The 22291-nt window shown below is 60.7% G+C and carries 21 protein-coding genes; 15 read left to right on the top strand and 6 right to left on the bottom strand.

Annotated elements, in window-relative coordinates:
• Positions 1–99: 99 nt before the first annotated feature.
• From LOY35_RS10025 to LOY35_RS10010, 4 genes are all read left to right on the top strand, one after another.
• Positions 100–873 (top strand): hypothetical protein, encoded by a 774-nt coding sequence (locus LOY35_RS10025; RefSeq protein WP_258632162.1) that lies wholly within the window; start codon positions 100–102, stop codon positions 871–873.
• On the top strand, positions 870–1529 hold the full coding sequence (locus LOY35_RS10020; RefSeq protein ID WP_258632161.1) for a transposase: 660 nt from the start codon (positions 870–872) through the stop codon (positions 1527–1529). The genes LOY35_RS10025 and LOY35_RS10020 overlap by 4 nt, the downstream gene beginning before the upstream one ends.
• 19 nt (positions 1530–1548) lie before the next feature.
• Positions 1549–1731, top strand: coding sequence for a hypothetical protein (locus LOY35_RS10015; protein WP_258632160.1), 183 nt, complete (start codon positions 1549–1551; stop codon positions 1729–1731).
• A gap of 186 nt (positions 1732–1917) precedes the next feature.
• The gene (locus LOY35_RS10010; protein ID WP_258632159.1) at positions 1918–2787 is read left to right on the top strand and encodes an oxaloacetate decarboxylase; all 870 of its coding nucleotides are present in this window, start codon (positions 1918–1920) and stop codon (positions 2785–2787) included.
• Between the two features lie 148 nt (positions 2788–2935).
• Here the strand turns inward: LOY35_RS10010 and LOY35_RS10005 are convergent, their stop codons facing one another.
• Complete coding sequence (locus LOY35_RS10005) at positions 2936–4165, bottom strand: acyl-CoA dehydrogenase (RefSeq protein ID WP_258632158.1); 1230 nt, start codon at positions 4163–4165, stop codon at positions 2936–2938.
• A gap of 189 nt (positions 4166–4354) precedes the next feature.
• Here LOY35_RS10005 and LOY35_RS10000 point away from each other — a divergent pair, with 189 nt between their 5' ends.
• The 3 genes from LOY35_RS10000 (at position 4355) to LOY35_RS09990 (ending at position 6909) form a co-directional block, all read left to right on the top strand.
• Entirely contained in the window at positions 4355–5284 is a 930-nt protein-coding gene (locus tag LOY35_RS10000) for a LysR family transcriptional regulator (protein WP_258632157.1), read from the top strand.
• Positions 5285–5455: 171 nt separating this feature from the next.
• Positions 5456–5854, top strand: a complete 399-nt coding sequence (locus tag LOY35_RS09995) for a MerR family DNA-binding transcriptional regulator (protein ID WP_024779786.1) — start codon at positions 5456–5458, stop codon at positions 5852–5854.
• 155 nt (positions 5855–6009) lie between these two features.
• Positions 6010–6909, top strand: coding sequence for a hydroxymethylglutaryl-CoA lyase (locus LOY35_RS09990; RefSeq protein WP_258632156.1), 900 nt, complete (start codon positions 6010–6012; stop codon positions 6907–6909).
• A gap of 640 nt (positions 6910–7549) precedes the next feature.
• On the opposite strand, the gene LOY35_RS09985 is transcribed toward LOY35_RS09990, so the two are convergent.
• Entirely contained in the window at positions 7550–9247 is a 1698-nt protein-coding gene (locus LOY35_RS09985) for an AMP-binding protein (RefSeq protein WP_258632155.1), read from the bottom strand.
• A gap of 210 nt (positions 9248–9457) precedes the next feature.
• Between LOY35_RS09985 and LOY35_RS09980 the strand changes: the two genes are divergently transcribed.
• From LOY35_RS09980 to LOY35_RS09965, 4 genes are all read left to right on the top strand, one after another.
• Positions 9458–10621: an isovaleryl-CoA dehydrogenase gene (locus LOY35_RS09980; RefSeq protein WP_258632154.1), complete on the top strand. Its 1164-nt coding sequence runs from the start codon at positions 9458–9460 to the stop codon at positions 10619–10621.
• A 90-nt stretch (positions 10622–10711) separates the two neighbouring features.
• On the top strand, positions 10712–12316 hold the full coding sequence (locus LOY35_RS09975; protein ID WP_258632153.1) for a carboxyl transferase domain-containing protein: 1605 nt from the start codon (positions 10712–10714) through the stop codon (positions 12314–12316).
• 13 nt (positions 12317–12329) lie between these two features.
• On the top strand, positions 12330–13178 hold the full coding sequence (locus LOY35_RS09970; RefSeq protein WP_258632152.1) for a gamma-carboxygeranoyl-CoA hydratase: 849 nt from the start codon (positions 12330–12332) through the stop codon (positions 13176–13178).
• Positions 13175–15124, top strand: coding sequence for an acetyl/propionyl/methylcrotonyl-CoA carboxylase subunit alpha (locus LOY35_RS09965; protein WP_258632151.1), 1950 nt, complete (start codon positions 13175–13177; stop codon positions 15122–15124). Before LOY35_RS09970 ends, LOY35_RS09965 begins: the two co-directional genes overlap by 4 nt.
• A gap of 28 nt (positions 15125–15152) precedes the next feature.
• Here LOY35_RS09965 and LOY35_RS09960 read toward each other — a convergent pair whose 3' ends face one another.
• Complete coding sequence (locus LOY35_RS09960) at positions 15153–15800, bottom strand: LexA family transcriptional regulator (RefSeq protein ID WP_258632150.1); 648 nt, start codon at positions 15798–15800, stop codon at positions 15153–15155.
• Between the two features lie 128 nt (positions 15801–15928).
• On the opposite strand from LOY35_RS09960, the gene LOY35_RS09955 reads away from it, so the two are divergent.
• Both LOY35_RS09955 and LOY35_RS09950 read left to right on the top strand, forming a co-directional pair.
• Complete coding sequence (locus tag LOY35_RS09955; protein WP_258632149.1) at positions 15929–16267, top strand: DUF6124 family protein; 339 nt, start codon at positions 15929–15931, stop codon at positions 16265–16267.
• Between the two features lie 484 nt (positions 16268–16751).
• The gene (locus LOY35_RS09950; RefSeq protein WP_258632148.1) at positions 16752–17903 is read left to right on the top strand and encodes a M14-type cytosolic carboxypeptidase; all 1152 of its coding nucleotides are present in this window, start codon (positions 16752–16754) and stop codon (positions 17901–17903) included.
• A gap of 96 nt (positions 17904–17999) precedes the next feature.
• On the opposite strand, the gene LOY35_RS09945 is transcribed toward LOY35_RS09950, so the two are convergent.
• Positions 18000–18542 carry a cytochrome b gene (locus LOY35_RS09945; protein WP_258632147.1) on the bottom strand — a complete coding sequence of 181 codons (543 nt, stop codon included), beginning with the start codon at positions 18540–18542 and terminating at the stop codon, positions 18000–18002.
• Positions 18539–19633 (bottom strand): catalase family peroxidase, encoded by a 1095-nt coding sequence (locus tag LOY35_RS09940; RefSeq protein ID WP_258632146.1) that lies wholly within the window; start codon positions 19631–19633, stop codon positions 18539–18541. The genes LOY35_RS09945 and LOY35_RS09940 overlap by 4 nt, the downstream gene beginning before the upstream one ends.
• Before the next feature lie 167 nt (positions 19634–19800).
• On the opposite strand from LOY35_RS09940, the gene LOY35_RS09935 reads away from it, so the two are divergent.
• Together LOY35_RS09935 and LOY35_RS09930 are read left to right on the top strand one after the other, a co-directional pair.
• Positions 19801–20307, top strand: a complete 507-nt coding sequence (locus tag LOY35_RS09935; protein ID WP_258632145.1) for a sigma-70 family RNA polymerase sigma factor — start codon at positions 19801–19803, stop codon at positions 20305–20307.
• A complete protein-coding gene (locus tag LOY35_RS09930; RefSeq protein ID WP_258632144.1) occupies positions 20304–21056 on the top strand; it encodes an anti-sigma factor in 753 nt (250 codons plus the stop codon). The genes LOY35_RS09935 and LOY35_RS09930 overlap by 4 nt, the downstream gene beginning before the upstream one ends.
• A 185-nt stretch (positions 21057–21241) precedes the next feature.
• Here the strand turns inward: LOY35_RS09930 and LOY35_RS09925 are convergent, their stop codons facing one another.
• Entirely contained in the window at positions 21242–22078 is an 837-nt protein-coding gene (locus LOY35_RS09925) for an IclR family transcriptional regulator (RefSeq protein WP_258632143.1), read from the bottom strand.
• Between the last annotated feature and the right edge of the window lie 213 nt (positions 22079–22291).

Raw genomic sequence — 22291 nt, 5'->3', positions numbered from 1 at the left:
CTTAGTTCATTCGCAATACTTGTCGACAATTCCTTAGTTGCCCCTCCTCCACACAAAATTCATACTTTTGCGCATCGACCCACTGCTGCGGAAACGTTCATGATCAAAAATCTGATTAGCGGAAATTTTTCGCCAGAGTACATAGCGAAAGAAATAAAAACATTAGACATGACCGCGCAAGTCAAGCAACTGATCAGCCACTTGAATACCCAACCGTCGTTTGCCGAGGCACAGTCCCGGCGTGCGACCATCATGAACATTTCCAATCCACACACGGGAACTCTGCTGTTGCATTGCACCAGCATCGGTAATATCAGCATCAGCACAGCCGCACCCAACAATACTCTTTCGCCTCTTTATTCGGTCCCCGGACAGAGCATTCTATTTGCCCTTGACCAACCGTTCGAAGTGCAGCGTTATGCGCGCCATGAGCATCAACTTGAAAAACTCGACAGCGTTATCGTTGACCCGGAAAACCCGCTCATCATTGACGGTAGTCGAACCCTGTTCGACTACGCGCCGGCAGAGCGGGAAGCTACGCGACTAACGGGTCGAATCAACTTGCTGGACAGAAGTGCCGACATCAGCGTGTTCGATCGCGTTTCGCTGCAGAAAATAGCCTGGTTGCCTCACGACGAAAGCGCCGCCCGGTTCCTGGTGAGCCTGGAATTGCTCGAAACACTCCGCGACCCCGGAGGCTCGAAAGTTGCCGAAGAACTGGTCTATCACTATCACCCGGCAGTGGCGTGGAAAGCTTTTCAGATGCTCTATCAGGTCGACCCGCACAAGGCACTGAACTACGTCCCACTGTTAAGAAAACTCAAGAACCCGCGCCTGGATAACCTGCTTTCGCCATTGGAGCAGGCAGCATGAATCTGGAAACATTTATCGCGCGTTTAAATACCCATGACTTGCAGCGGGACAAGAACTGCATCATGGACGACCTGCGTCAGTTGGCTTCAAACCGTTCTTTATTAAGTGAACATCTTTATGCTTCGATCCAGGAGAATGGTTTCAGTACCCGCTCCAGCCTCTACAACGCCTACGCACTTGTACTGCACAGCAATGACTTGTTCACGCTTCGTCTGGGCTTCTGGTCGCCGGTCAATCTGCATGATGAAAGTGAAACCTTTATCTATAACCTGAACCACAGTCATGACTTCGAGATGTATACCGTCGGCTACAGTGGCGATGGCTACACAACAATCATCCGCGAAATACTGGACGATCTGCCACTGCAAGCAGGCAAGGTTCCCCGACTGGAGAAACAGCGCAGCGTCAAACTTTCGCCCGGCGAAGTTTTATATATGCCGCCCCTGAGGGAAATCCATAAGCAGATCGCCCCCCAATCGATGTCCGCATCATTGAGTCTGCTTATTCATCCCGAACACCTGACCCACGCTGACCAAGCCTGGTGTTTTGATGAACATTACGTGCCGCTGTACCCCGGCATCGCTGCGCAAGAGACGGCACTGTTTACACAGATGCTGTCATTGCTCCCCCCTGGGCAGCCGTCCGCTGCCCAATAATCAAAAGAAGGAAGAAACCGTGAATAATCCGATGAAAAATTGGGATGAAACCCCCTTGTTGCGCGCGGCGACCAACGTGGTCGATACCGCCATGCAGCTCACCAGCGAGATCCAATGCACCATTCCGGGGTTCCCGACGCGCTTCAACGTTGGAAACATCCATGAGATCAAGCAAATCTGGAGCCTGCCGGCCCAGGACTGAACAGGTCCCGGATGATCGGTCCTTACCGGGCCGCGGACCTCCCAGGTCTGCGGCCCTGTTTCAATGCGTGACAAACATGGTCCATGCGCATTCGTCATCATCTTTACGCTTACCACGTGATAGCCTTTGGTTCTTTCGGCGTTGACATTTTTGCTCAAGCCCTTCCATTCCATTGGTGGAACTCATATGTCCAGGCTTTCCCATCAAGATTTGCGCCGTAACTTCCGTCAACTCCTGGCTTCCCAGACCTGCTACCACACCGCATCGGTGTTTGACCCGATGTCGGCGCGCATTGCTGCCGACCTGGGTTTTGAAGTGGGCATCCTGGGAGGCTCGGTCGCCTCGTTGCAAGTATTGGGCGCACCGGACTTTGCGTTGATCACCCTCAGCGAGTTTGCCGAACAGGCCACCCGCATCGGCCGCGTGGCCCAACTGCCGGTGATCGCCGATGCCGACCATGGCTATGGCAACGCCCTGAACGTGATGCGCACCATCATTGAACTCGAACGCGCCGGCGTGGCAGCCCTTACCATCGAAGACACCCTGCTGCCGGCCCAGTTCGGCCGCAAATCCACGGACCTGATCGGCGTGGCGGAAGGCGTCGGCAAGATCCGCGCAGCGCTGGAAGCCAGGGTCGATCAGGAAATGGCGATCATCGCCCGCACCAATGCCGGGATCCTGCCGGTGCAGGAAATCATCAGCCGTACCCAGCAATACGAACGTGCTGGCGCGGACGGGATTTGCATGGTGGGTGTGCAGGACTTCGAGCACCTGGAGAAGATCAGCGAGAACCTGACGGTGCCCTTGATGCTCGTCACTTATGGCAACCCACTGCTGCGCGACGACAAACGCCTGGCCGAGTTGGGGGTGCGGGTCACCATCGACGGTCACGGCGCCTACTTCGCCGCGATCAAGGCCACCTACGACAGCCTGCGCGAGCAACGGCAGATCTTCACCCAGGCCTCGGACCTCAGCGCCACCGAACTGACCCACACCTACACCCAGCCCGAGGAATACATCCGTTGGGCCGAGGAGTACATGAGCGTCAAGGAATAACTGCGAAATGTGTGTTCACCACAGATCCCCCGTGGGAGCCGAGCTTGCTCGCGATGGCGGTGGGTCAGCCCACTGAAAGAGTGGCTGTGATACCGCCATCGCGAGCAAGCTCGGCTCCCACAGGGGCTTTATGGTGAATGCCGAGCCTTCAGCGCTCGCTACGCAGCATCTCCCGGGGCACGTACTTGCCGATTTCGAACTTGCCGATGGCGGCGCGGTGTACTTCGTCCGGGCCGTCGGCCAGGCGCAGGGTGCGCTGCATGGCGTACATGTAGGCCAGCGGGAAATCGTTGGACACCCCGGCACCGCCATGGATCTGGATCGCGCGGTCGATGACCTTCAGGGCTACGTTCGGCGCGACCACCTTGATCTGGGCGATTTCGCTTTTCGCGACCTTGTTACCGACGGTGTCCATCATGTAGGCCGCTTTCAAGGTCAGCAGGCGGGCCATGTCGATTTCCATCCGCGAGTCGGCGATCTTGTCGACGTTGCCGCCCAGGCGCGCCAGCGGTTTACCGAAAGCGGTGCGACTGACGGCACGCTTGCACATCAACTCCAACGCCCGCTCGGCCATGCCGATAGATCGCATGCAGTGATGGATACGGCCCGGGCCGAGGCGACCCTGGGCAATTTCGAAGCCGCGGCCCTCACCCAGCAAGACGTTTTCGTATGGCACCCGCACGTTATCGAACAGCACTTCGGCGTGACCGTGGGGCGCATCGTCGTAACCGAATACCGGCAGCGGCCGCACGATCTTGACGCCGGGGGTGTCCACCGGCACCAGGATCATCGAGTGCTGGGCATGGCGCGGCGCGTCGGGGTTGCTCAGCCCCATGAAGATCAGGATCTTGCAGCGCGGGTCGCAGGCTCCCGAGGTCCACCACTTCTTGCCGTTGATCACCCACTGGTCACCCTCGCGTTCGGCGCGGGCGGCCATGTTGGTGGCATCCGAAGAAGCCACGTCCGGTTCCGTCATGGCGAAGGCCGAGCGGATCTCGCCCCGCAGCAGCGGTTCCAGCCAGCGCTGCTTCTGTTCTTCATTGGCGTAACGCACTAGTACTTCCATGTTGCCGGTGTCCGGCGCCGAGCAGTTGAACGGCTCCGGCCCCAACAACGAACGGCCCATGATCTCCGCCAGCGGTGCGTACTCCAGGTTGGTCAGGCCAGCCCCCAGTTCGGATTCAGGCAGGAAAAGATTCCACAGGCCTTCGGCTCTGGCCTTGGCCTTGAGTTCTTCCATGATGGCCGTGGGCTGCCAGCGATCACCTTCGGCCACTTGCCGTTCGAACACCGCTTCGGCCGGGTAGACGTAGGTATCCATGAACGCCGTGACGCGTTCACGCAACTCCTGAACCTTGGGGGAATAGGCAAAATCCATGGGCAGCACCTTCTTGGCAGAGGTTGATTTCAGATCATGAATCGATGCTAGTTCAGCTACGAAAATTTACCTAACCTATTCTCGGCGTGTATTAACATTCATCACCGATATATGTTTCACTGATTCCAATCGCCATCCGACACCTCACGACACGCCCGAGAAACCCTCTAAAAACAAGAGTGCAGCGCCATGAATCTGAGCAAGGTCGATCTCAATCTCTTCATCGTTTTCGATGCGATCTACACCGAAGCCAACCTGACCCGCGCCGGGCAGATCGTTGGCATCACTCAGCCGGCCGTGTCCAACGCCCTGGCGCGCCTGCGGGAAACCTTCAACGACCCGCTGTTCGTGCGCACCGCCCAGGGCATGGTGCCAACGCCCATGGCCCAGAACATCATCGGTCCGGTCCGCAACGCGTTGTCGCTGCTGCGGGTGTCGGTGCAGGAAAGCCGGATTTTCAACCCGCTGCAGGCCGTCAAGACCTACCGCATCAGCATGACCGACCTCACCGAAGGCGTGATCCTGCCGCCCCTGTTCCAGCGCCTGCGACGCCTGGCGCCGACCGTGGCCATCGAGAGTTTCCTGTCCAAGCGTCGTGAAACCACCAAGGAACTGGCCGCCGGCCGGCTCGATTTCGCTGTTGACGCCCCGCTCAATACCGACCCGCAGGTGCGCCACGTCAAACTCATGGAAGACCGTTACGTATGTACCATGCGCAAGGGCCATCCCCTGGCGGGCAAGGAAAAAATCAGCCTCGACGACTATCTCTCCCAGACCCACGTGCATATCTCCAGCCGTCGCAATGGGCTGGGCTATGTCGACCTGGCCTTGGGCAAGATGGGCATCCAGCGCAAGATCGCCCTGCGCTCCCAGCATTACCTGATGGCCTCCCAGGTACTGCAACAGACCGACATGGTCATGACCGTCCCCGAACGGTTTGCCCGTCGTCACGACCTCCATGCCTTCCAATTGCCGGTCAATGATGTGCCGCCGGTGGAGACCCATCTCTATTGGCACGAAAGCACCGACCAGGACCCGGCCAACCGCTGGATGCGCGAGCAGATGATCGAGTTGTGCCAGCAGGTGACGGCCCATGAGAAGAAGCTTGAGCACGTGTAGGAGATCAACGGTGGGAGCGAGCCTGCTCGCGATAGCGGCAGGTCAGTCAACAACGAGGTTGGCCGATCCACCGCTATCGCGAGCAGGCTCGCTCCCACAGGTTTCATTGCTTGACGTGAACGTCAACCTGACATTAGCTTAGCGCCAGCCCCTATCGTTTCGAGCGCGTCCATGAGCAGTCAGACCTACAGCATCTCCGACCTCGCCCGGGAGCTGGACATCACCACCCGGGCCATCCGTTTTTATGAAGAGCAAGGCTTGTTGAGTCCGGAGCGACGGGGTCAGGAGCGCATCTACTCACCGCGGGACAAGGTCAGCCTGAAGTTGATCCTGCGGGGCAAGCGCATCGGTTTTTCCCTGGCCGAGTGCCGCGAGCTGATCGAGCTCTACGACCCCTCCAGCGGCAACCAGAAACAACTGCACAGCATGCTGGCGAAAATCACCGAGCGCCGGGAGCAACTCGAACAGCAACTGCTGGACATCGAACAGATGAAGCTGGAGCTCGACACCGCCGAAGAACGCTGTATCCAGGCACTGGAGCAGACGCTCAAGGGGCAGGAAGCTGTTTAGCTGTCATACCCATTGTGGGAGCGAGCCTGCTCGCGATAGCGGTGTAACCGCCAACATCAATGTTGTCTGACAGACCGCTATCGCGAGCAGGCTCGCTCCCACAGTGGATCGCCTTGACCCTCAATATATTGGCAACCCATTAAAGGTCTATCCCCATGTCCCTTCCCTCCTTTGTACGCCTGATCGAAGTCGGCCCCCGCGACGGTCTGCAGAATGAAGCGCAACCCATCAGCGTCGCCGACAAGGTGCGCCTGGTGGATGCGCTGAGTGCCGCCGGCCTGGGTTACATCGAAGTCGGCAGCTTTGTCTCGCCCAAATGGGTGCCGCAGATGGCCGGTTCGGCTGAGGTGTTCGCGCAGATCCAGCGCAAACCGGGTGTCACTTATGGCGCCCTGGCGCCAAACCTGCGAGGGTTCGAAGACGCGCTGGCGGCCGGTGTGAAGGAAGTGGCGGTGTTCGCCGCCGCGTCCGAAGCGTTCTCCCAGCGCAATATCAACTGTTCCATCAAGGAAAGCCTGGAGCGCTTCGCACCGATCATGGAAGCCGCCCAGCGCAACGGCGTCAGTGTGCGCGGCTACGTGTCCTGTGTGCTGGGCTGCCCTTACGAAGGCACCGTCAAGCCCGAGCAAGTGGCCTGGGTCGCTCGCGAGCTGTATGCAATGGGCTGTTACGAGGTGTCCTTGGGCGACACCATCGGCACAGGCACCGCCGGCGCCACGCGCAAGATGTTCGAAGTGGTTTCGGCGGATGTGCCCCGGGACAAGCTCGCCGGTCACTTCCATGACACCTACGGCCAGGCCATGGCGAACCTGTACGCCAGCCTGCTCGAAGGCATCGCCGTATTCGACAGCTCCATCGCCGGCCTCGGCGGTTGCCCGTACGCCAAGGGTGCCAGCGGGAACGTCGCCACCGAAGACGTGCTGTACCTGCTCAATGGCCTGGGCATTGAAACCGGCGTCGATCTGGACGCGCTGATCGTCGCGGGCCGTCAGATCTGTGACGTGCTCGGGCGCCCGACCGGTTCGCGCGTCGCCAAGGCCCGCGGTGCTCAATAGGTGTTACCGCACCGGCTGTGAAACGAGTAACACGGAAACAATTTGTCAGATCTACCGCGCCACCCTGCTTACCCTAAAAATCCAAGCTACTGATTTATAAAGGTTTTTAAAAGTTGGCACGGCACCTGCTATCTCTTTGGCATAACAAGAATAAAAAAAGCGGCAAACCTAATAAAAACAAGACGAAACGACTCTGACATAACAAAAACAACACGGCAGAGACGCAGCTAACAGATTTTTTTGGAGAAGATGTGCTTTTCAGGGTGCTTCCAGGAGCAACCCGCAACCGGGCAGAGAACAATAAGACTACCTTCAGGTAGGACCCGAATCGGTTGGATCGCTAGGCGAAAAAGCAGATCAGCGCTCAAAAAAATACGTTTGCTCTTGATCCCGGATGGGGATCGCCAAAAACAGCGGTAAAGGGTAACGGCTACCAAAAACAACAACAGGCCGCCCCTCAATAATAAAAAAAGAGCACGCGACGACAAAATTAAAGGGGAGCTTCGGCTCCCCTTTGTGCTGTCTGGCGATTGGCTTTTTTTGTGGGAGCGAGCCTGCTCGCGATAGCGGTCTGTCAGTGACAGCGATGTCGACTGACATGGCCTCATCGCGAGCAGGCTCGCTGCCACAGGGTTTGTGGCTAGGCCTTTTTATCGCGCAGTTCTTCGATGCTGATTTCACGCATGCGGAATTTCTGGATCTTGCCGGTCACCGTCATCGGGAACTCCTCGACGAACTTGAAGTGACGTGGCGTCTTGTAGTGGGCAATGCGTGTCTTGCACCAGGCCTGCAACTCCTGTTCGGTAACACTGTGCCCCGGATGGCACTTGATCCAGGCCACGATCTCTTCGCCGTAGCGCGAACAGGGAATGCCGATCACCTGCACATCGGCCACCGCAGGGTGAGTAAAGAAGAACTCTTCCAGCTCACGCGGGTAAATATTCTCACCTCCCCGGATGATCATGTCCTTGTTGCGTCCGACAATGCGGACGTAGCCCTGCTCATCCATGGTCGCCAGGTCGCCGGTGTGCATCCAGCCGTCCCGGTCGATGGCCTCGGCGGTGCCCTTGGGGTTGTTCCAGTAACCGAGCATCACGCTGTAGCCACGGGTACACAATTCGCCGATGGTGCCACGGGGGACGATGTCGCCGGCCTCATCGACAATTTTGCTTTCCAGTTGCGGCTGGGTGCGGCCGACGGTGGTGACGCGCAACTCCAACTCGTCTGAAGGACCGGTCTGTAGCGACACCGGACTGGTTTCCGTCATGCCATAGGCGATCTGCACCTCGCTCATGTGCATTTCGTTGATCACCCGCCGCATCACTTCGATCGGGCAGGTCGAGCCGGCCATGATCCCGGTGCGCAGGCTGGACAGGTCGAAGTCGTGCCGCTGCGGTTGATCCAGCATGGCGATGAACATGGTCGGTACGCCGTACAGCGCAGTGGCTTTTTCCTCGGCCACGGTGCTCAGGGTCAACAAAGGGTCAAAGGCGTCGTTGGGGTAGATCATGGTACTGCCGTGGGTCAGGCATCCCAGGTTCCCCATGACCATGCCGAAGCAATGGTAGAGCGGCACCGGGATCACCAGCCGGTCATCGGCGCTGAGGCCCAGGCTTTCGCCCACCATGTAGCCATTGTTGAGAATATTGCGGTGACTGAGGGTCGCACCCTTGGGGAATCCGGTGGTGCCCGAGGTGTACTGGATGTTCACCGGTTGCCCGGCCTGCAGGCTGGCCCCGCGTTCGGCCAGTTCTTCAGGCGAAGCCGCCGCGCCCAGGTCCGCCAATTGCGACCAGGGTAGAAAGCCTGACGGTGGCCGGGGATCGAGACTGATCACACCCCGCAGGTCCGGCAAGCGTTCACAGCGCAGCTGGCCGATCGATTGTTCCGCCAGTTCCGGCGCGAGGGTTTGCACCATGGCGTGATAGTCCGAGGTCTTGAACGCCCCGGCGCACACCAACCACTGGCACCCGGACTGCTTGAGTACGTATTCCAGCTCGGAGCTGCGGTACGCCGGGTTGATGTTGACCAGGATCACGCCGATCTTCGCGCTGGCGAACTGGCTGATGCACCACTGGGCGCAATTGGGGGCCCACACGCCGAGACGATCACCGGATTTCAAGCCCAGCGCCAGCAAGGCCCGGGCGTGCAGATAGACCGCTTCAGCCAGTTGCCGCCAGGTATAACGCAGCGCTTGATGGCGAACCACCAACGCCTCGTTATCGGGGTAACGGGCCACGGTCTGATCGAAAGCCTGGCCGATGGTCTGCGTCAACAAGGCCTTGGCCTGGGAGCCACGGGTGTAGCTGAGCTGCGAATGCGAACCGGGTTGATCCATGACGCCCCCTCTTGTCTTTATTAGTGGGTTGCTACGCTTGAACCTGTGAAACAAAGCCCACAGGGTCACGCTGTCAGCCGCATCTACTCTGGACCAAGTTGACGTTAACGTAAAGGTGATTGACAGCCATTTGTTGCAGGCTTACGTTAACGTAAAGGTGAGAGCGCTCCTGTCCCTCTCCACACCCGATAAAAAAGCCAAAGGTGTCCCATGAGCTACCCATCCCTGAATTTTGCCCTCGGTGAAACCATCGACATGTTGCGCGACCAGGTGCAGGCCTTCGTCAAGGCCGAGCTGGCGCCACGGGCGGCGCAGATTGATGTCGACAACCTGTTCCCCGCCGACATGTGGCGCAAATTCGGCGACATGGGCCTGCTGGGCATCACCGTACCGGAAGAATACGGTGGCGCCGGCCTGGGCTACCTGGCCCACGTGGTGGCGATGGAGGAAATCAGCCGCGGGTCGGCCTCGGTCGCCCTCTCCTACGGTGCCCACTCCAACCTCTGTGTCAACCAGATCAACCGCAACGGCAACCACGAGCAGAAAACCAAATACCTGCCGAAGCTGATCAGTGGCGAACACATCGGCGCCCTCGCCATGAGCGAGCCGAACGCCGGTTCCGACGTGGTTTCCATGAAGCTGCGGGCCGACAAACGCGGCGACCATTACGTGCTCAACGGCAGCAAGACCTGGATCACCAACGGTCCCGACGCCAACACCTACGTGATCTACGCCAAGACCGACCTGGAAAAAGGCCCCCACGGCATCACCGCGTTCATCGTCGAGCGCGACTGGAAAGGCTTCAGTCGCAGCAACAAGTTCGACAAGCTCGGGATGCGCGGCTCCAACACCTGCGAGTTGTTCTTCGACGATGTCGAAGTGCCGGAAGAGAACATCCTCGGTGTGCTCAACGGCGGCGTCAGGGTGTTGATGAGTGGCCTGGACTACGAACGGGTGGTGCTGTCCGGCGGTCCCACCGGGATCATGCAGGCGTGCATGGACCTGATCGTGCCCTACATCCACGACCGCAAGCAGTTCGGCCAGAGCATCGGCGAATTCCAGCTGATCCAGGGCAAGGTGGCCGACATGTATACCCAGCTCAATGCCAGCCGGGCTTATCTGTACGCGGTGGCCCAGGCTTGCGAACGCGGCGAAACCGCCCGCAAGGACGCCGCCGGGGTGATCCTCTACACCGCCGAACGCGCCACGCAGATGGCCCTCGATGCCATCCAGATCCTGGGAGGTAATGGCTACATCAACGAGTTTCCGGCTGGCCGTCTGTTGCGTGACGCCAAGCTGTACGAAATTGGTGCCGGCACCAGTGAGATCCGTCGGATGCTGATCGGTCGCGAACTGTTCAACGAGACGAAATGAATGTCGTTAGTGGCAAGCTTCAAGCGGCAAGAAAGCCGCGCCTTTACTTGTCGCTTGTAGCTTGAAGCTCAAAGCTGCTACGGAGTAGCCATGATTCTGCACACCCAGCTCAACCCACGTTCGCCGGAGTTCATCGCCAACCGCGACGCCATGCTCGAACAGGTCGGGGCCTTGCGCACCCTGCTCGCGCAAGTCCAACAGGGCGGTGGCCCCAAGGCCCAGGAGCGGCACACCTCACGGGGCAAGTTGCTGCCTCGGGAGCGCATCAACCGGTTGCTGGATCCTGGCTCGCCCTTCCTGGAGATCAGTCCGCTGGCGGCCTACGAGGTGTATGGAGAAGACGTCCCCGCCGCGGGGGTGATCGCCGGCATCGGTCGCGTGGAAGGCATCGAATGTATGATTGTCGCCAACGACGCGACGGTCAAAGGGGGCTCCTATTATCCCCTGACCGTGAAGAAACACCTGCGTGCCCAGACCATCGCCCAACAGAATCGCCTGCCTTGCATTTACCTGGTGGACTCCGGCGGCGCCAACTTGCCGCGCCAGGACGAAGTGTTTCCGGACAGGGAGCACTTCGGCCGGATCTTCTTCAACCAGGCCAACATGAGTGCCCAGGGCATCCCGCAACTGGCAGTGGTCATGGGTTCGTGCACGGCCGGCGGAGCGTACGTTCCAGCAATGGCCGATGAAGCGATCATGGTCCGCGAACAGGCAACCATCTTCCTGGCCGGCCCGCCGCTGGTAAAAGCCGCCACCGGCGAGGTGGTCAGCGCCGAGGACCTGGGCGGCGCCGATGTGCATTGCAAGATTTCCGGCGTGGCCGATCACTACGCCGACAACGACGAACATGCCCTGGCGCTGGCTCGCCGCAGCGTCGCCAACCTCAACTGGCGCAAGCTTGGCGACGTGCAGCCGCGCACCCCGATCGCCCCGCTGTATGCGAGCGACGAGCTGTATGGGGTGGTGCCGGCCGATGCCAAGCAGCCTTTCGATGTCCGGGAGGTGATCGCACGCCTGGTGGACGGTTCGGTGTTCGATGAATTCAAGGCACTTTTCGGCACCACACTGGTGTGCGGCTTTGCCCATCTGCACGGCTACCCCGTCGCGATCCTGGCGAACAACGGCATCCTGTTCGCCGAAGCCGCGCAAAAGGGTGCGCACTTCATCGAACTGGCCTGCCAGCGCGGCATCCCGTTACTGTTCCTGCAAAACATCACCGGCTTCATGGTCGGGCAGAAATACGAAGCCGGCGGCATCGCCAAGCACGGCGCGAAACTGGTCACCGCAGTGGCCTGCGCCCGGGTGCCGAAGTTCACGGTCATCATTGGCGGCAGCTTCGGCGCGGGTAACTACGGTATGTGTGGACGGGCCTACGACCCACGTTTCCTGTGGATGTGGCCGAATGCACGGATTGGCGTGATGGGCGCCGAGCAGGCCGCCGGTGTGCTGGTGCAGGTCAAGCGCGAACAGGCTGAACGCAGCGGCCATCCGTTCAGCGCCGCCCAGGAAGCCGAGATCAAACAACCGATTCTCGATCAGTACGAAGAGCAGGGTCACCCCTACTATTCCAGCGCGAGGCTGTGGGACGACGGCGTCATCGATCCGGCCCAGACCCGCGACATAGTGGGCCTGGCCTTGTCCGCGTCATTGAACGCACCTATTGAACCGAGCCGCTTCGGCGTGTTCCGGATGTAACCGGGGAATGCCCATGGACCACTTCAACACCCTCGAATTGCTGACCGATCCGCGCGGCGTTGCCACCCTGTGGTTGAGCCGCGAGTCGAAGAACAATGCGTTCAACGCCGAAATGATCCGCGAGCTGATCCTCGCATTGGACCAGGTCAGCAGCGATCAAAGCGTGCGCTTCCTGCTGATCCGCGGCCGTGGCAAACACTTCAGCGCCGGCGCCGACCTGGCCTGGATGCAGCAGTCGGCCGAGCTCGACTACCACACCAACCTCGACGACGCCCGGGAACTGGCGGAGCTGATGTACAACCTTGCCAAGCTGAAGATTCCGACGCTGGCTGTCGTTCAAGGCGCGGCGTTTGGCGGCGCGCTGGGGTTGATCAGCGCCTGCGACATGGCCATTGGCGCCGATGACGCGCAATTCTGCCTGTCGGAAGTGCGCATTGGCCTGGCGCCAGCGGTGATCAGCCCGTTCGTGGTGCAGGCCATTGGCGAACGGGCCGCTCGACGTTACGCCCTCACCGCTGAACGTTTCGGCGGGCAGCGTGCGAAAGAGATTGGTTTGCTGTCGGAAAGTTACCCGCCCGAGACGCTGGACGATCAAGTCGAACAATGGATCGATAACCTGTTGCTCAACAGCCCGGCGGCCATGCGTGCCAGCAAGGAGCTGCTGCGCGAAGTCGGCAACGGCGCCCTGACCCCGGCGCTGCGACGTTACACCGAGAATGCCATCGCCCGCATCCGCGTCAGCCCGGAGGGCCAGGAAGGCCTGCGCGCCTTTCTGCAGAAGCGGCCGCCGAACTGGCAGGCCGAGTCGTCCCCTGCCCCATCGAAACCTGCCTTATCAAAACAGAAGGAGCCCCGTCGATGAGCGCCCCGGTCCTTACCACCGTGCTGGTGGCCAATCGCGGTGAAATTGCCTGCCGCGTGATGCGTACCGCCAAGGCCATGGGCCTGACCACGGTAGCGGTGCACAGCGCCACCGACCACGACGCCCGCCACAGCCGCGAAGCCGACATCCGGGTCGACCTGGGCGGCAGCAAGGCGGCCGACAGCTACCTGCAAATCGACAAATTGATCGCCGCCGCCCAGGCCAGTGGCGCCCAGGCCATCCACCCTGGTTACGGTTTTCTTTCGGAGAACGCAGGGTTCGCCCGGGCCATCGAAAATGCCGGACTGATTTTCCTCGGTCCGCCCGCCTCGGCCATTGATGCCATGGGCAGCAAATCCGCGGCCAAGGCTTTGATGGAAACCGCCGGCGTGCCCCTCGTGCCCGGTTACCATGGCGAAGCCCAGGATCTGGAGACGTTCCGCGCCGCCGCCGAGCGCATCGGCTACCCGGTGCTGCTCAAGGCTACCGCCGGGGGTGGCGGCAAGGGCATGAAAGTCGTCGAGGACGTCAGCCAATTGGCCGAAGCGCTAGCCTCGGCACAGCGCGAGGCGCAATCGTCGTTCGGCGACTCGCGGATGCTGGTGGAGAAATACCTGCTCAAGCCACGTCACGTCGAGATTCAGGTGTTCGCCGACCAGCACGGCCATTGCCTGTACCTCAACGAACGCGATTGTTCGATTCAACGCCGTCACCAGAAAGTCGTGGAAGAGGCACCCGCCCCTGGTCTGCCCCCTGAGCTGCGACGGGCCATGGGCGAAGCCGCCGTGCGCGCGGCCCAGGCGATTGGCTACGTCGGCGCCGGCACGGTGGAGTTTCTGCTGGATTCACGGGGCGAGTTTTTCTTCATGGAAATGAACACCCGGTTGCAGGTCGAGCACCCGGTCACCGAAGCGATCACTGGACTGGACCTGGTGGCGTGGCAGATTCGCGTTGCCCAAGGCGAGCCGCTGCCGATTACCCAGGAACAAGTCCTACTGCGGGGCCACGCTATCGAAGTTCGGCTGTATGCCGAAGACCCGGCCAACGACTTCCTGCCGGCCACCGGGCGCCTGGCGCTGTACCGCGAATCTGCCGCAGGACCGGGACGACGGGTCGACAGCGGCGTCGAAGAAGGCGATGAGATCTCGCCCTTCTATGACCCGATGCTCGGCAAGCTGATTGCCTGGGGCGAGGACCGTGAACAGGCGCGGTTGCGGCTGTTGAGCATGCTCGACGAGTTCGCCATCGGCGGGTTGAAAACCAACATCGGCTTCCTGCGCCGCATCATCGCCCACCCGGCCTTCGCCGCGGCGGAGCTGGACACCGGATTTATCCCACGCTACCAGGCGCAATTGCTGCCAGAACCTGGTGAACTGGATGACGACTTCTGGTTCGCAGCCGCCCAGGGTTTCGCCTTGGGTCTGACGCCGCGGGTACGCTCCGACGACGCAGGTTCCCCGTGGTCCGCGACCACCGGCCTGCGCTTGGGACTGCCAAGGGAAACCACCTTGCATTTGAGCTGCGAAGGCCAGGATCGAGCGCTGACACTGGACGTTAAGGCCGCGGCCGCCGAACTTCGCGGCGAGCACCTGGTGATCGAACACAACGGCCTGCGTCGCAGCCACCGGGCCATTCGCCAGGGCGACAGCCTGTATCTGCAATGGCAGGGCGATCTGCGTCGCGTCGAGCTGTATGACCCGCTGGCCGCCGCCGAAGCCAGCCACAGCCACCAGGGGGGCCTGACCGCGCCCATGAACGGCAGCATCGTGCGGGTGTTGGTGAGCCCCGGCCAAACAGTAGAGACTGGTGCGCAACTGGTGGTTCTGGAAGCGATGAAAATGGAGCACAGCATCCGTGCGCCCAAAGCCGGTGTGATCAAGGCGCTGTATTGCCAGGAAGGGGAAATGGTCAGCGAGGGCAGCGCACTAGTGGCATTCGAAGAATAGGCATCGGCCCGTCCAAGGGCCGATCCGGTTAGAACCTGATAGTCGCCTGCACGACCACACCGATGATGCGGCATTGCTCGGTGTACAGGGTCTTCGGGTAAGTCGGATTGAGCGGAATCAGGTATTGCTGCCCGCTCTCTTCGATCAATTTGCGAAAGGTTGCGTCGCTGCTACCCGGCAACTGCGCGACCACCAGCTTACCGGGCACGGCTTCGATGGCCGGGTCCACCAGGATCGACATGCCCTCGGGAATGCTCAATCCGGTCGGCGCGGTCATCGCATCGCCCATCACCACCAGCCAGAACGCATCGCCTAGGGCGTGGTAATCCGTCAACTCATAATGCGCCTGGCTGTAGCGCTCGGGATCGACTTCGCGGATTTCGCCAATGTCGTGCCAGTCACTCACCGGGTAGCGAAAGTAGGGGTTGTACTTCTGCGCCAGGGTCATGCCCTCTTCGGTCGAGGTATCCGGCTCGCGGATCACCATCGCCACTTCAAGGAACTCCATCCCCAACGCCTGCAGGACCCGGTTCATGTCTTCGACACTGGGCTCCCGGCGCTTGGTCAGCCAATGGCCGACGCCGCCCTGTGACATGCCCAGACGCTCTGCGAGCACCACTTGCGTGACGCGCAGTTCCTTCATTTTGGCCTTGACCAACTCTATCCATTTATCCATGAGCGGCACGATACGTGGATGACTCCGACCATCAAAACACATATTGTAGTATTTAAATTGTCGTCACAATTACGATGCGTACTATTCTGGATTGAGGATTTCAGCCCACTACGGAGAACCTCGACACCATGGATACTTTCAACAAAGACGAGCCCAGCAGCCCTTCCCACACCCCGTTCCCCTCGCTCCAGGATTGCCCGGCCGCCCAACGGGCCCTGGACTATTACTTGAAACCGGGTGTGTCGGATGAACAGGAACACCGCTTCTTTGACGTGAACCGCAATATCAACGGCGAAGAAGCCCTCGTGCACGCGTGCGACCTGCTGCGCTGCGCGGCAGCGACCGCTCACGAGTCCGCCAACCGGTTACAGGGTTCGAGCCGTGACCTGGCATTTTCGGTGGTGCACATGATTGATCTGGCCAAAGTCATGCTGGACCGGTCCCTGGACGGCTACCCCACTCGTTAAACAGCGTAGTCAACGGGAATGGCTCCGCGGATACGGAAGTCAGGAAATAATTTTCCAATGGTTGCAATAAAAACATTTGACTTGCAAATGATAATGATTATTATTGCATCAACTGATCGCGAGATCGGTCGATAGTCCAGAAGGCCTTAGGTCGGACTTCTGGAGTATCTCCTCATCAGGCTAATCACGGTTTTTGACCCGGCTCCTTGCCGGGTCTTTTTTTGCCGATTTTTCGGTTCATGGCGCCAGGTCGATGAATTTCCTGACGGGGTTGCCGATTCGATGACGGCGATGATTTTCCATTTTCCACAACCCGCCATACAGGCAGAAACTATCGACAGCGAGCACTTGAGAATCAGCTGCGGACTCTCTAAGCTGCTTCTGCGTCCAGGGAGGACGCCCCCAGTTTTTGTGATGCAAATCGTCCCGATCCGCCCTTTCTTGCGTGTAAAGTAACGGCCATGGAAATCCTCTCAAAGGAATCGTGACCGTGGCTAAATTGTCTTTTGATATCAGCGCCAATTTCGACAGCGGCAATATCCAGGTCGTGGACATCAGCAACCCGTTGCAATCACTGCTGAAAATCCGCCCCGACACCCGCAGCGCCCACTTCCAGTGGTTCCACTTCAAGGCCAGCGGTCTGCATGTGGGCCATGAATATTCCTTCCGCCTGCTCAACGCCAGTCAATCGACCTACAGCAAAGGGTGGCCGGGTTATCAGGCCGTTGCCTCCTACGATCACGTCAACTGGTTCCGTGTCCCCACTCAGTTCGAAGGCGACTCCCTGCGTTTTTACCTTGAAGCCGAACAGCCCCACGCCTGGTTTGCCTATTTTGAGCCCTACAGCCGCGGACGCCATGACTGGCTGATCGAACAGGCGCAGCACAAGGCCGGAACCGAGCTGCTGGCCACCGGTAAAAGCGTCGAGGGACGTGATATCCAGTTGCTGCGCAAGGGCAGCGGTGCCGAAGGCCGGCGCAAGGTCTGGATCATCGCCCAGCAGCATCCCGGCGAGCACATGGCCGAGTGGTTCATGGAAGGCGTGATCGAACGCCTGCAGGATCAGGACGACGGCCAATTGAATCGGTTGCTGACCAAGGCCGATCTCTATCTGGTGCCGAACATGAACCCGGACGGCGCGTTCCATGGACATCTGCGTACCAACGCCATGGGCCAGGACCTCAACCGCGCCTGGCAGGACGCCAGCCCGGAGATCAGCCCCGAGGTATTCTTCGTACAGCAGCAAATGGAAAAATATGGCGTCGATCTCTTCCTCGATGTTCATGGTGACGAGGAAATTCCCCACGTCTTCACCGCGGGTTGCGAAGGCAATCCCGGCTACACGCCACGCCTTGCCAAGCTCGAAGAGCGCTTTCGCAGCCACCTCAAGCACCAGACCAAGGACTTCCAGACCACGCATGGCTACACCCGCGATGAACCGGGCCAGGCGAACATGACCTTGGCCTGCAACGCGGTCGGCCAGAAATACGACTGCCTCTCCCTTACCCTGGAAATGCCCTTCAAGGACCACGACGACCACCCCAACCCGCAGACCGGCTGGTCGGGCAAGCGCTCGATGCAACTGGGCAAGGATGTGCTGAGCACGGTGGCGGATATGGTCGATGAGTTGCGCTGACACCGTCTGACCCGTTCAACTGTGGCGAGGGTATTCAGCGAAACGTCGCACCGCCCCGCTGGGGTGCGAAGCACCCCTCTGTGCCCTATCGAGGACTCAAGCTCGATCGCGCCCGCGCAACATGCTGTCCAGCACCTCATCCCGCCGCACCCAGCCGTGAAACAGTGCCGCCGCCAGATGCACCAGCACCGTCAGGAACAGCAGGTAGGCCAAGTACCCGTGGGCCTTGCGCATTAACGCGAAAGCCTGGGCATTCGCCGGCAGGATCGAGGGCAGTTGCAGCGAGCTGCTGAGCATCACCGGGTCCCCCGCCGCAGAAATCATGCCCCAACCCAACAGTGGCAAGATCAACATCAAGGCGTACAGCAGGACATGAGAGGCCTTCGCCGCCAGTACCTGCCAGCCCGGCAGATCCTTCGGCAATGCCGGTGGGCGCGTGGTAAAGCGCACCGCCAGGCGCACGATCACCAGCAACAGAATCGCGATGCCCAGGGGCTTGTGCAACTGGAGCAGCCACTCATGACGCTCGGACACCGAGGCCACCATGCCCGCGCCAATGAACAGCATGGCGATGACCATCAATGCCATCAGCCAATGCAGCAGCCGGGCCAGGGGTGCGAAGTGACGGGGGGTGCTCATGGGCGGGACTCCTGGGTGGCGGGCAACTGGCTCACTTCGCTGGTACGCCGCAGATAGGAACTGGCATACGCGGCGGAGCGCGCGGCCAGCAGCGGGTCTTCGGAACCTTCGATACCACTGGGCAGGATCAGCGGGTCATAGTTGATGTCACGGCATTCGCCGTTGTCCTGCGCCTGGGTACTCTCCAGCACCAGCGTGCCGGCGTTGAGCACCTTGCGATCGGTGGGCCAGGGCTTGCTGGCGTCATTCACCGGATCGCCAGGATTGGCCAGGGTGATGTTCAACCGCCAGCGCAACGGTCCGGCGGCGAGACGCTTGGTCAGGTCCTGCTCCAGGTAATCAGCGCCCTGGGCGGGTGGCGCATCCGCCGCGTCCGCGGTCAGCGGAACCACGCCCCAGCGCACCGCCTGACGTTGCCCGGCCGGGTTGACCAGGTAAAACGCATTGATGCCGTTGTAGGTTTCAGTGGCATAACTGGCCGACGGCTTGGCGGTCTTGATCCATTGCAGGAACGGCACAGCCTCCGGGTGAGCGGCAAAGAACGCTGGCACCGCCGTCGGGTTCGGTTTCCCCGTGGCGGGGTCCGGTGACTGGGCCTGCTGGAACTGGTAAAACGCCTCAGGCGTGCCCACCGGGAACACCGGCATGCTGTTCATGCCGGTACGCCACTGCTGGCCGTTGGCCTGGGTGAAGCGCAGCGCCAGGCTGCGGATCGGTACGCTGCCGTCCGGCGCGTACGGGTTACCGCTGGGCAAGGCGAAACGCCCGACGACCGGCGTTCGTGCGTCCATGAACACCTGGGCGCTGGAATAGGCTCGCGCCTCGCCGCTGCTCTCGAAATAACCGGCGACACAAACGCCCTTCGAGTGATTGCGCCGGAAGCCCGGATGAATCCCATTGTTCTTTTCCAGCACATTGACCAGCGCTTTGGGCGTCAGGCGCTGTGGGTCAAGGGTGCCATTGACGTAGGCAAATGCCCCCGCCAGTGCGGCAACAATGATTGCAATGCCACCCAGGCGCAGCGTCAGGCTGACGGCACTCAACGGCGGCCGACCCGATGCGGGGCCAGGTGAAGAGGAAGGATCAACCATGACGAAGCTCCAAGGCTCAAGGCCATTTGAGGAAAGGACCCGTCAGACGAAGGCCTGAAGGTTTTATTCCCAAGCTTCGTATTTATTTTTCCTACGCTGGAATAATCTCGTTCGGGGATCGTCTTTCCAGTCTCACTCAGCGACGGCTCACCGGACGCCAAAGGCCCATGAACGAACTCGACGAACAGTTGCGCATGCTCATCCCCCGACTACGGCGGTTTGCCGTGTCGCTGACGCGCAACCCCAGCAATGCCGACGACCTGGTGCAGACGTGCCTGGAGCGGGCCTTGTCAAAATGGGACGACAAGCGTCCGGACGGCGATCTGAGGGCCTGGCTGTTTTCCATCCTGTACCGGCAATTTCTCGATGCTCACCGCCGTTCCCGACGCTACGCCCGCATGCTGGAGTTTTTCACCGGCCGCGACGAGACGCACCCCTCGGCCGAGCGCAGCGTGATCGCCCAGTCGTCCCTGCAGGCCTTCGACCAACTCACCACCGAGCAGCGAGCGCTGTTGCTGTGGGTGTCGGTGGAAGGCTTGAGCTACCAGCAAGTCGCCGACATCCTCGGCGTGCCGACCGGCACCGTGATGTCACGGCTGTCCCGTGCCCGCCAGGCCTTGCGCCAACTCAGCGAAGGCGAAATCACCCGCCCTACCCTGCGGATACTCAAATGATCAGCATGCCCCCCAGCGACCGCGACCTGCACGCCTACGTTGACCGCCAATTGAGCGAGGCCGACCAGCACCTGATGGACACCTACCTCGGCAGCCACCCCGACGTCGCTGCCCGGGTCCGGGCCTGGCAACAGGACGCGTTGCGCCTGCGCACCGCCCTGAGTGGTGCCTTGCAACAACCGGCCAACCCGGCGCTCGACCCGGCCTTGATCCGCCAACGGCTCAAACATCGCTCACGCCGACACCTGGCCAGCGCCGCGATGCTGTTGCTGGCCGTCAGCGTGGGGGGCCTCGGTGGCTGGCAGGCCCGTCAAATGACCCTCCTCAGTGCCGCCCAACCCATGGCTGATGCGCTGCAGGCCTATCGGCTGTTTGCCCAGCAAGGCATCCTGCCGGCCGATTACCAGAGCGGTGACGAAAGCAGCATGCAGGGCTGGCTCGACCGTTACTTCAGCCACGCCAATCGCCTGCCGGATCTTTCCGGCGCCGGCTTCAGGCCGGTCAGCGGCCGCTTGCTCAGCACCGAGCAAGGCGCGGCGGCGATGATCGTCTACCAGGACGAAAGCGGTCAGAAGATCAGCTTCTACGTGCGCCCACCGGGGCCCAGGAATTTCCTGCTGCCCCGTGGCAGCCGGCGCGACGGCGAATTGCAGGCCGAATACTGGTCCGGGCCGGGGTACAACTATGCAATGGTGATCCCCAGCGACATACCGGCCGCCCAAAGGCTCAAGCAGACCCTGGATTTCTGACCCCCACCGCCGTCTTCGCGAGCAAGCCCGCTCCCACACTGGAGCTGCGGATGGCCGCAGCATCGGTGTCCGACGCCGTACCTGTGGGAGCGAGCCTGCTCGCGATGGCGGTAGGTCAGTCAGCGAGGTGTCGACTGATCCACCGCTATCGCGAGCAGGCTCGCTCCCACAAAGGACTCGGAACTTCACCCCTGCCCAAACACCTGCGAAGGCCGACGCAGCAGTGGGTCGAACGGGTTGATCCGTGGGCCGATCAAGGCCGCCTCGCGCTTGAGCATCTCCACCACCGTCGGCAGGCGATCCGGGCCCAGGCGGTCGCTGATGGTCGCCACGCTCAAGGCCGCCACGGCACGGCCGCCGCGATCCAGGATCGGCACCGCCACCCCCGCCATCCCCTGCAACACGCCGGTGTTGCGTCCGGCGTAGCCCAGGTTGCGCACGTTCTCCACTTCCGAGCGCAGGAAGACTTCGTCGTACAGATGGAAATCCTTGAGCCGCGGCAAGTTGTAGTGAATCACCGTGTCGCGCTCCTCCTCGGGCAGGAATGCCAGGATCGCCAGGCTGCCTTGGCCCACGCCCAGCGCCACCCGGCCACCGATATCACCGGTAAAGGTGCGGATTGGGAACGGCCCCTCACTACGATCCAGGCAGATCGCATCGAAGCCGCTGCGCGCCAGCAGGAACAACGAGTCCCCCAGGGACGCCGACAACCGCAGCATGGCCGGTCGTGCCAGTTCACGCAGGTTGCCGGTGTTGCCGGCACGAGCGGCCAGGGCGAAAAAATCCAGGCTCAGGCGATAGCGTTTGCTGCGCCCATCCTGCTCGACCATGCCCTCGTCCATCAGGCTGCGTAGCAGGCGATGGGTGGTCGGCTGAGACAGGCCGATGCGCTGGGCCAATTGCGTTACCCGTTCCCCACCTTCAGCGGTGTCTCCCAGGCTGCGCAACACCGCGAACAATCTGGAAACGGCGCCAACGCCGACTTCACCTTTCTCAATATTCCGATCAGTGGAATTAATCATTCAATTCATTACTCATCAATTCACTGATCGAATGAAACTGAAAATAGTCATCGCCTCAGTGAAATAGGCCATTGAGCCCATCCTATTCTTCGTCCTACTCTGAGTCCATACAGGGGCGATTCGAACAACAGCGGCAGCCGATCCAGATCGAGCGCCAACGCACCGAGTGTCCTGCGTCACCCCTTCGTATCTGCCCTTACAAAAAAGCGCGCC

Origin of the sequence: Pseudomonas sp. B21-028 (genome assembly GCF_024749045.1) — a bacterium.
Classification (GTDB): Bacteria; Pseudomonadota; Gammaproteobacteria; order Pseudomonadales; family Pseudomonadaceae; genus Aquipseudomonas.
Note: the sequence above shows the minus strand (reverse complement) of the source record. Positions and strands in the feature narration are given on the sequence as shown.

Excerpts from the sequence above, each read along its gene's own strand:
- LOY35_RS09985 (WP_258632155.1), bottom strand. The coding sequence starts at position 9,247 with ATGGATCAACCCGGTTCGCATTCGCAGCTCAGCTACACCCGTGGCTCC.
- LOY35_RS10005 (WP_258632158.1), bottom strand. The coding sequence starts at position 4,165 with ATGGATTTTGCCTATTCCCCCAAGGTTCAGGAGTTGCGTGAACGCGTC.
- LOY35_RS10025 (WP_258632162.1), top strand. The coding sequence starts at position 100 with ATGATCAAAAATCTGATTAGCGGAAATTTTTCGCCAGAGTACATAGCG.
- LOY35_RS10020 (WP_258632161.1), top strand. The coding sequence starts at position 870 with ATGAATCTGGAAACATTTATCGCGCGTTTAAATACCCATGACTTGCAG.
- LOY35_RS09990 (WP_258632156.1), top strand. The coding sequence starts at position 6,010 with ATGTCCCTTCCCTCCTTTGTACGCCTGATCGAAGTCGGCCCCCGCGAC.
- LOY35_RS10010 (WP_258632159.1), top strand. The coding sequence starts at position 1,918 with ATGTCCAGGCTTTCCCATCAAGATTTGCGCCGTAACTTCCGTCAACTC.
- LOY35_RS09935 (WP_258632145.1), top strand. The coding sequence starts at position 19,801 with ATGAACGAACTCGACGAACAGTTGCGCATGCTCATCCCCCGACTACGG.
- LOY35_RS09945 (WP_258632147.1), bottom strand. The coding sequence starts at position 18,542 with ATGAGCACCCCCCGTCACTTCGCACCCCTGGCCCGGCTGCTGCATTGG.
- LOY35_RS09960 (WP_258632150.1), bottom strand. The coding sequence starts at position 15,800 with ATGGATAAATGGATAGAGTTGGTCAAGGCCAAAATGAAGGAACTGCGC.
- LOY35_RS09955 (WP_258632149.1), top strand. The coding sequence starts at position 15,929 with ATGGATACTTTCAACAAAGACGAGCCCAGCAGCCCTTCCCACACCCCG.
- LOY35_RS09980 (WP_258632154.1), top strand. The coding sequence starts at position 9,458 with ATGAGCTACCCATCCCTGAATTTTGCCCTCGGTGAAACCATCGACATG.
- LOY35_RS09925 (WP_258632143.1), bottom strand. The coding sequence starts at position 22,078 with ATGATTAATTCCACTGATCGGAATATTGAGAAAGGTGAAGTCGGCGTT.
- LOY35_RS09970 (WP_258632152.1), top strand. The coding sequence starts at position 12,330 with ATGGACCACTTCAACACCCTCGAATTGCTGACCGATCCGCGCGGCGTT.
- LOY35_RS09930 (WP_258632144.1), top strand. The coding sequence starts at position 20,304 with ATGATCAGCATGCCCCCCAGCGACCGCGACCTGCACGCCTACGTTGAC.
- LOY35_RS09995 (WP_024779786.1), top strand. The coding sequence starts at position 5,456 with ATGAGCAGTCAGACCTACAGCATCTCCGACCTCGCCCGGGAGCTGGAC.
- LOY35_RS10000 (WP_258632157.1), top strand. The coding sequence starts at position 4,355 with ATGAATCTGAGCAAGGTCGATCTCAATCTCTTCATCGTTTTCGATGCG.
- LOY35_RS09940 (WP_258632146.1), bottom strand. The coding sequence starts at position 19,633 with ATGGTTGATCCTTCCTCTTCACCTGGCCCCGCATCGGGTCGGCCGCCG.
- LOY35_RS09975 (WP_258632153.1), top strand. The coding sequence starts at position 10,712 with ATGATTCTGCACACCCAGCTCAACCCACGTTCGCCGGAGTTCATCGCC.
- LOY35_RS09965 (WP_258632151.1), top strand. The coding sequence starts at position 13,175 with ATGAGCGCCCCGGTCCTTACCACCGTGCTGGTGGCCAATCGCGGTGAA.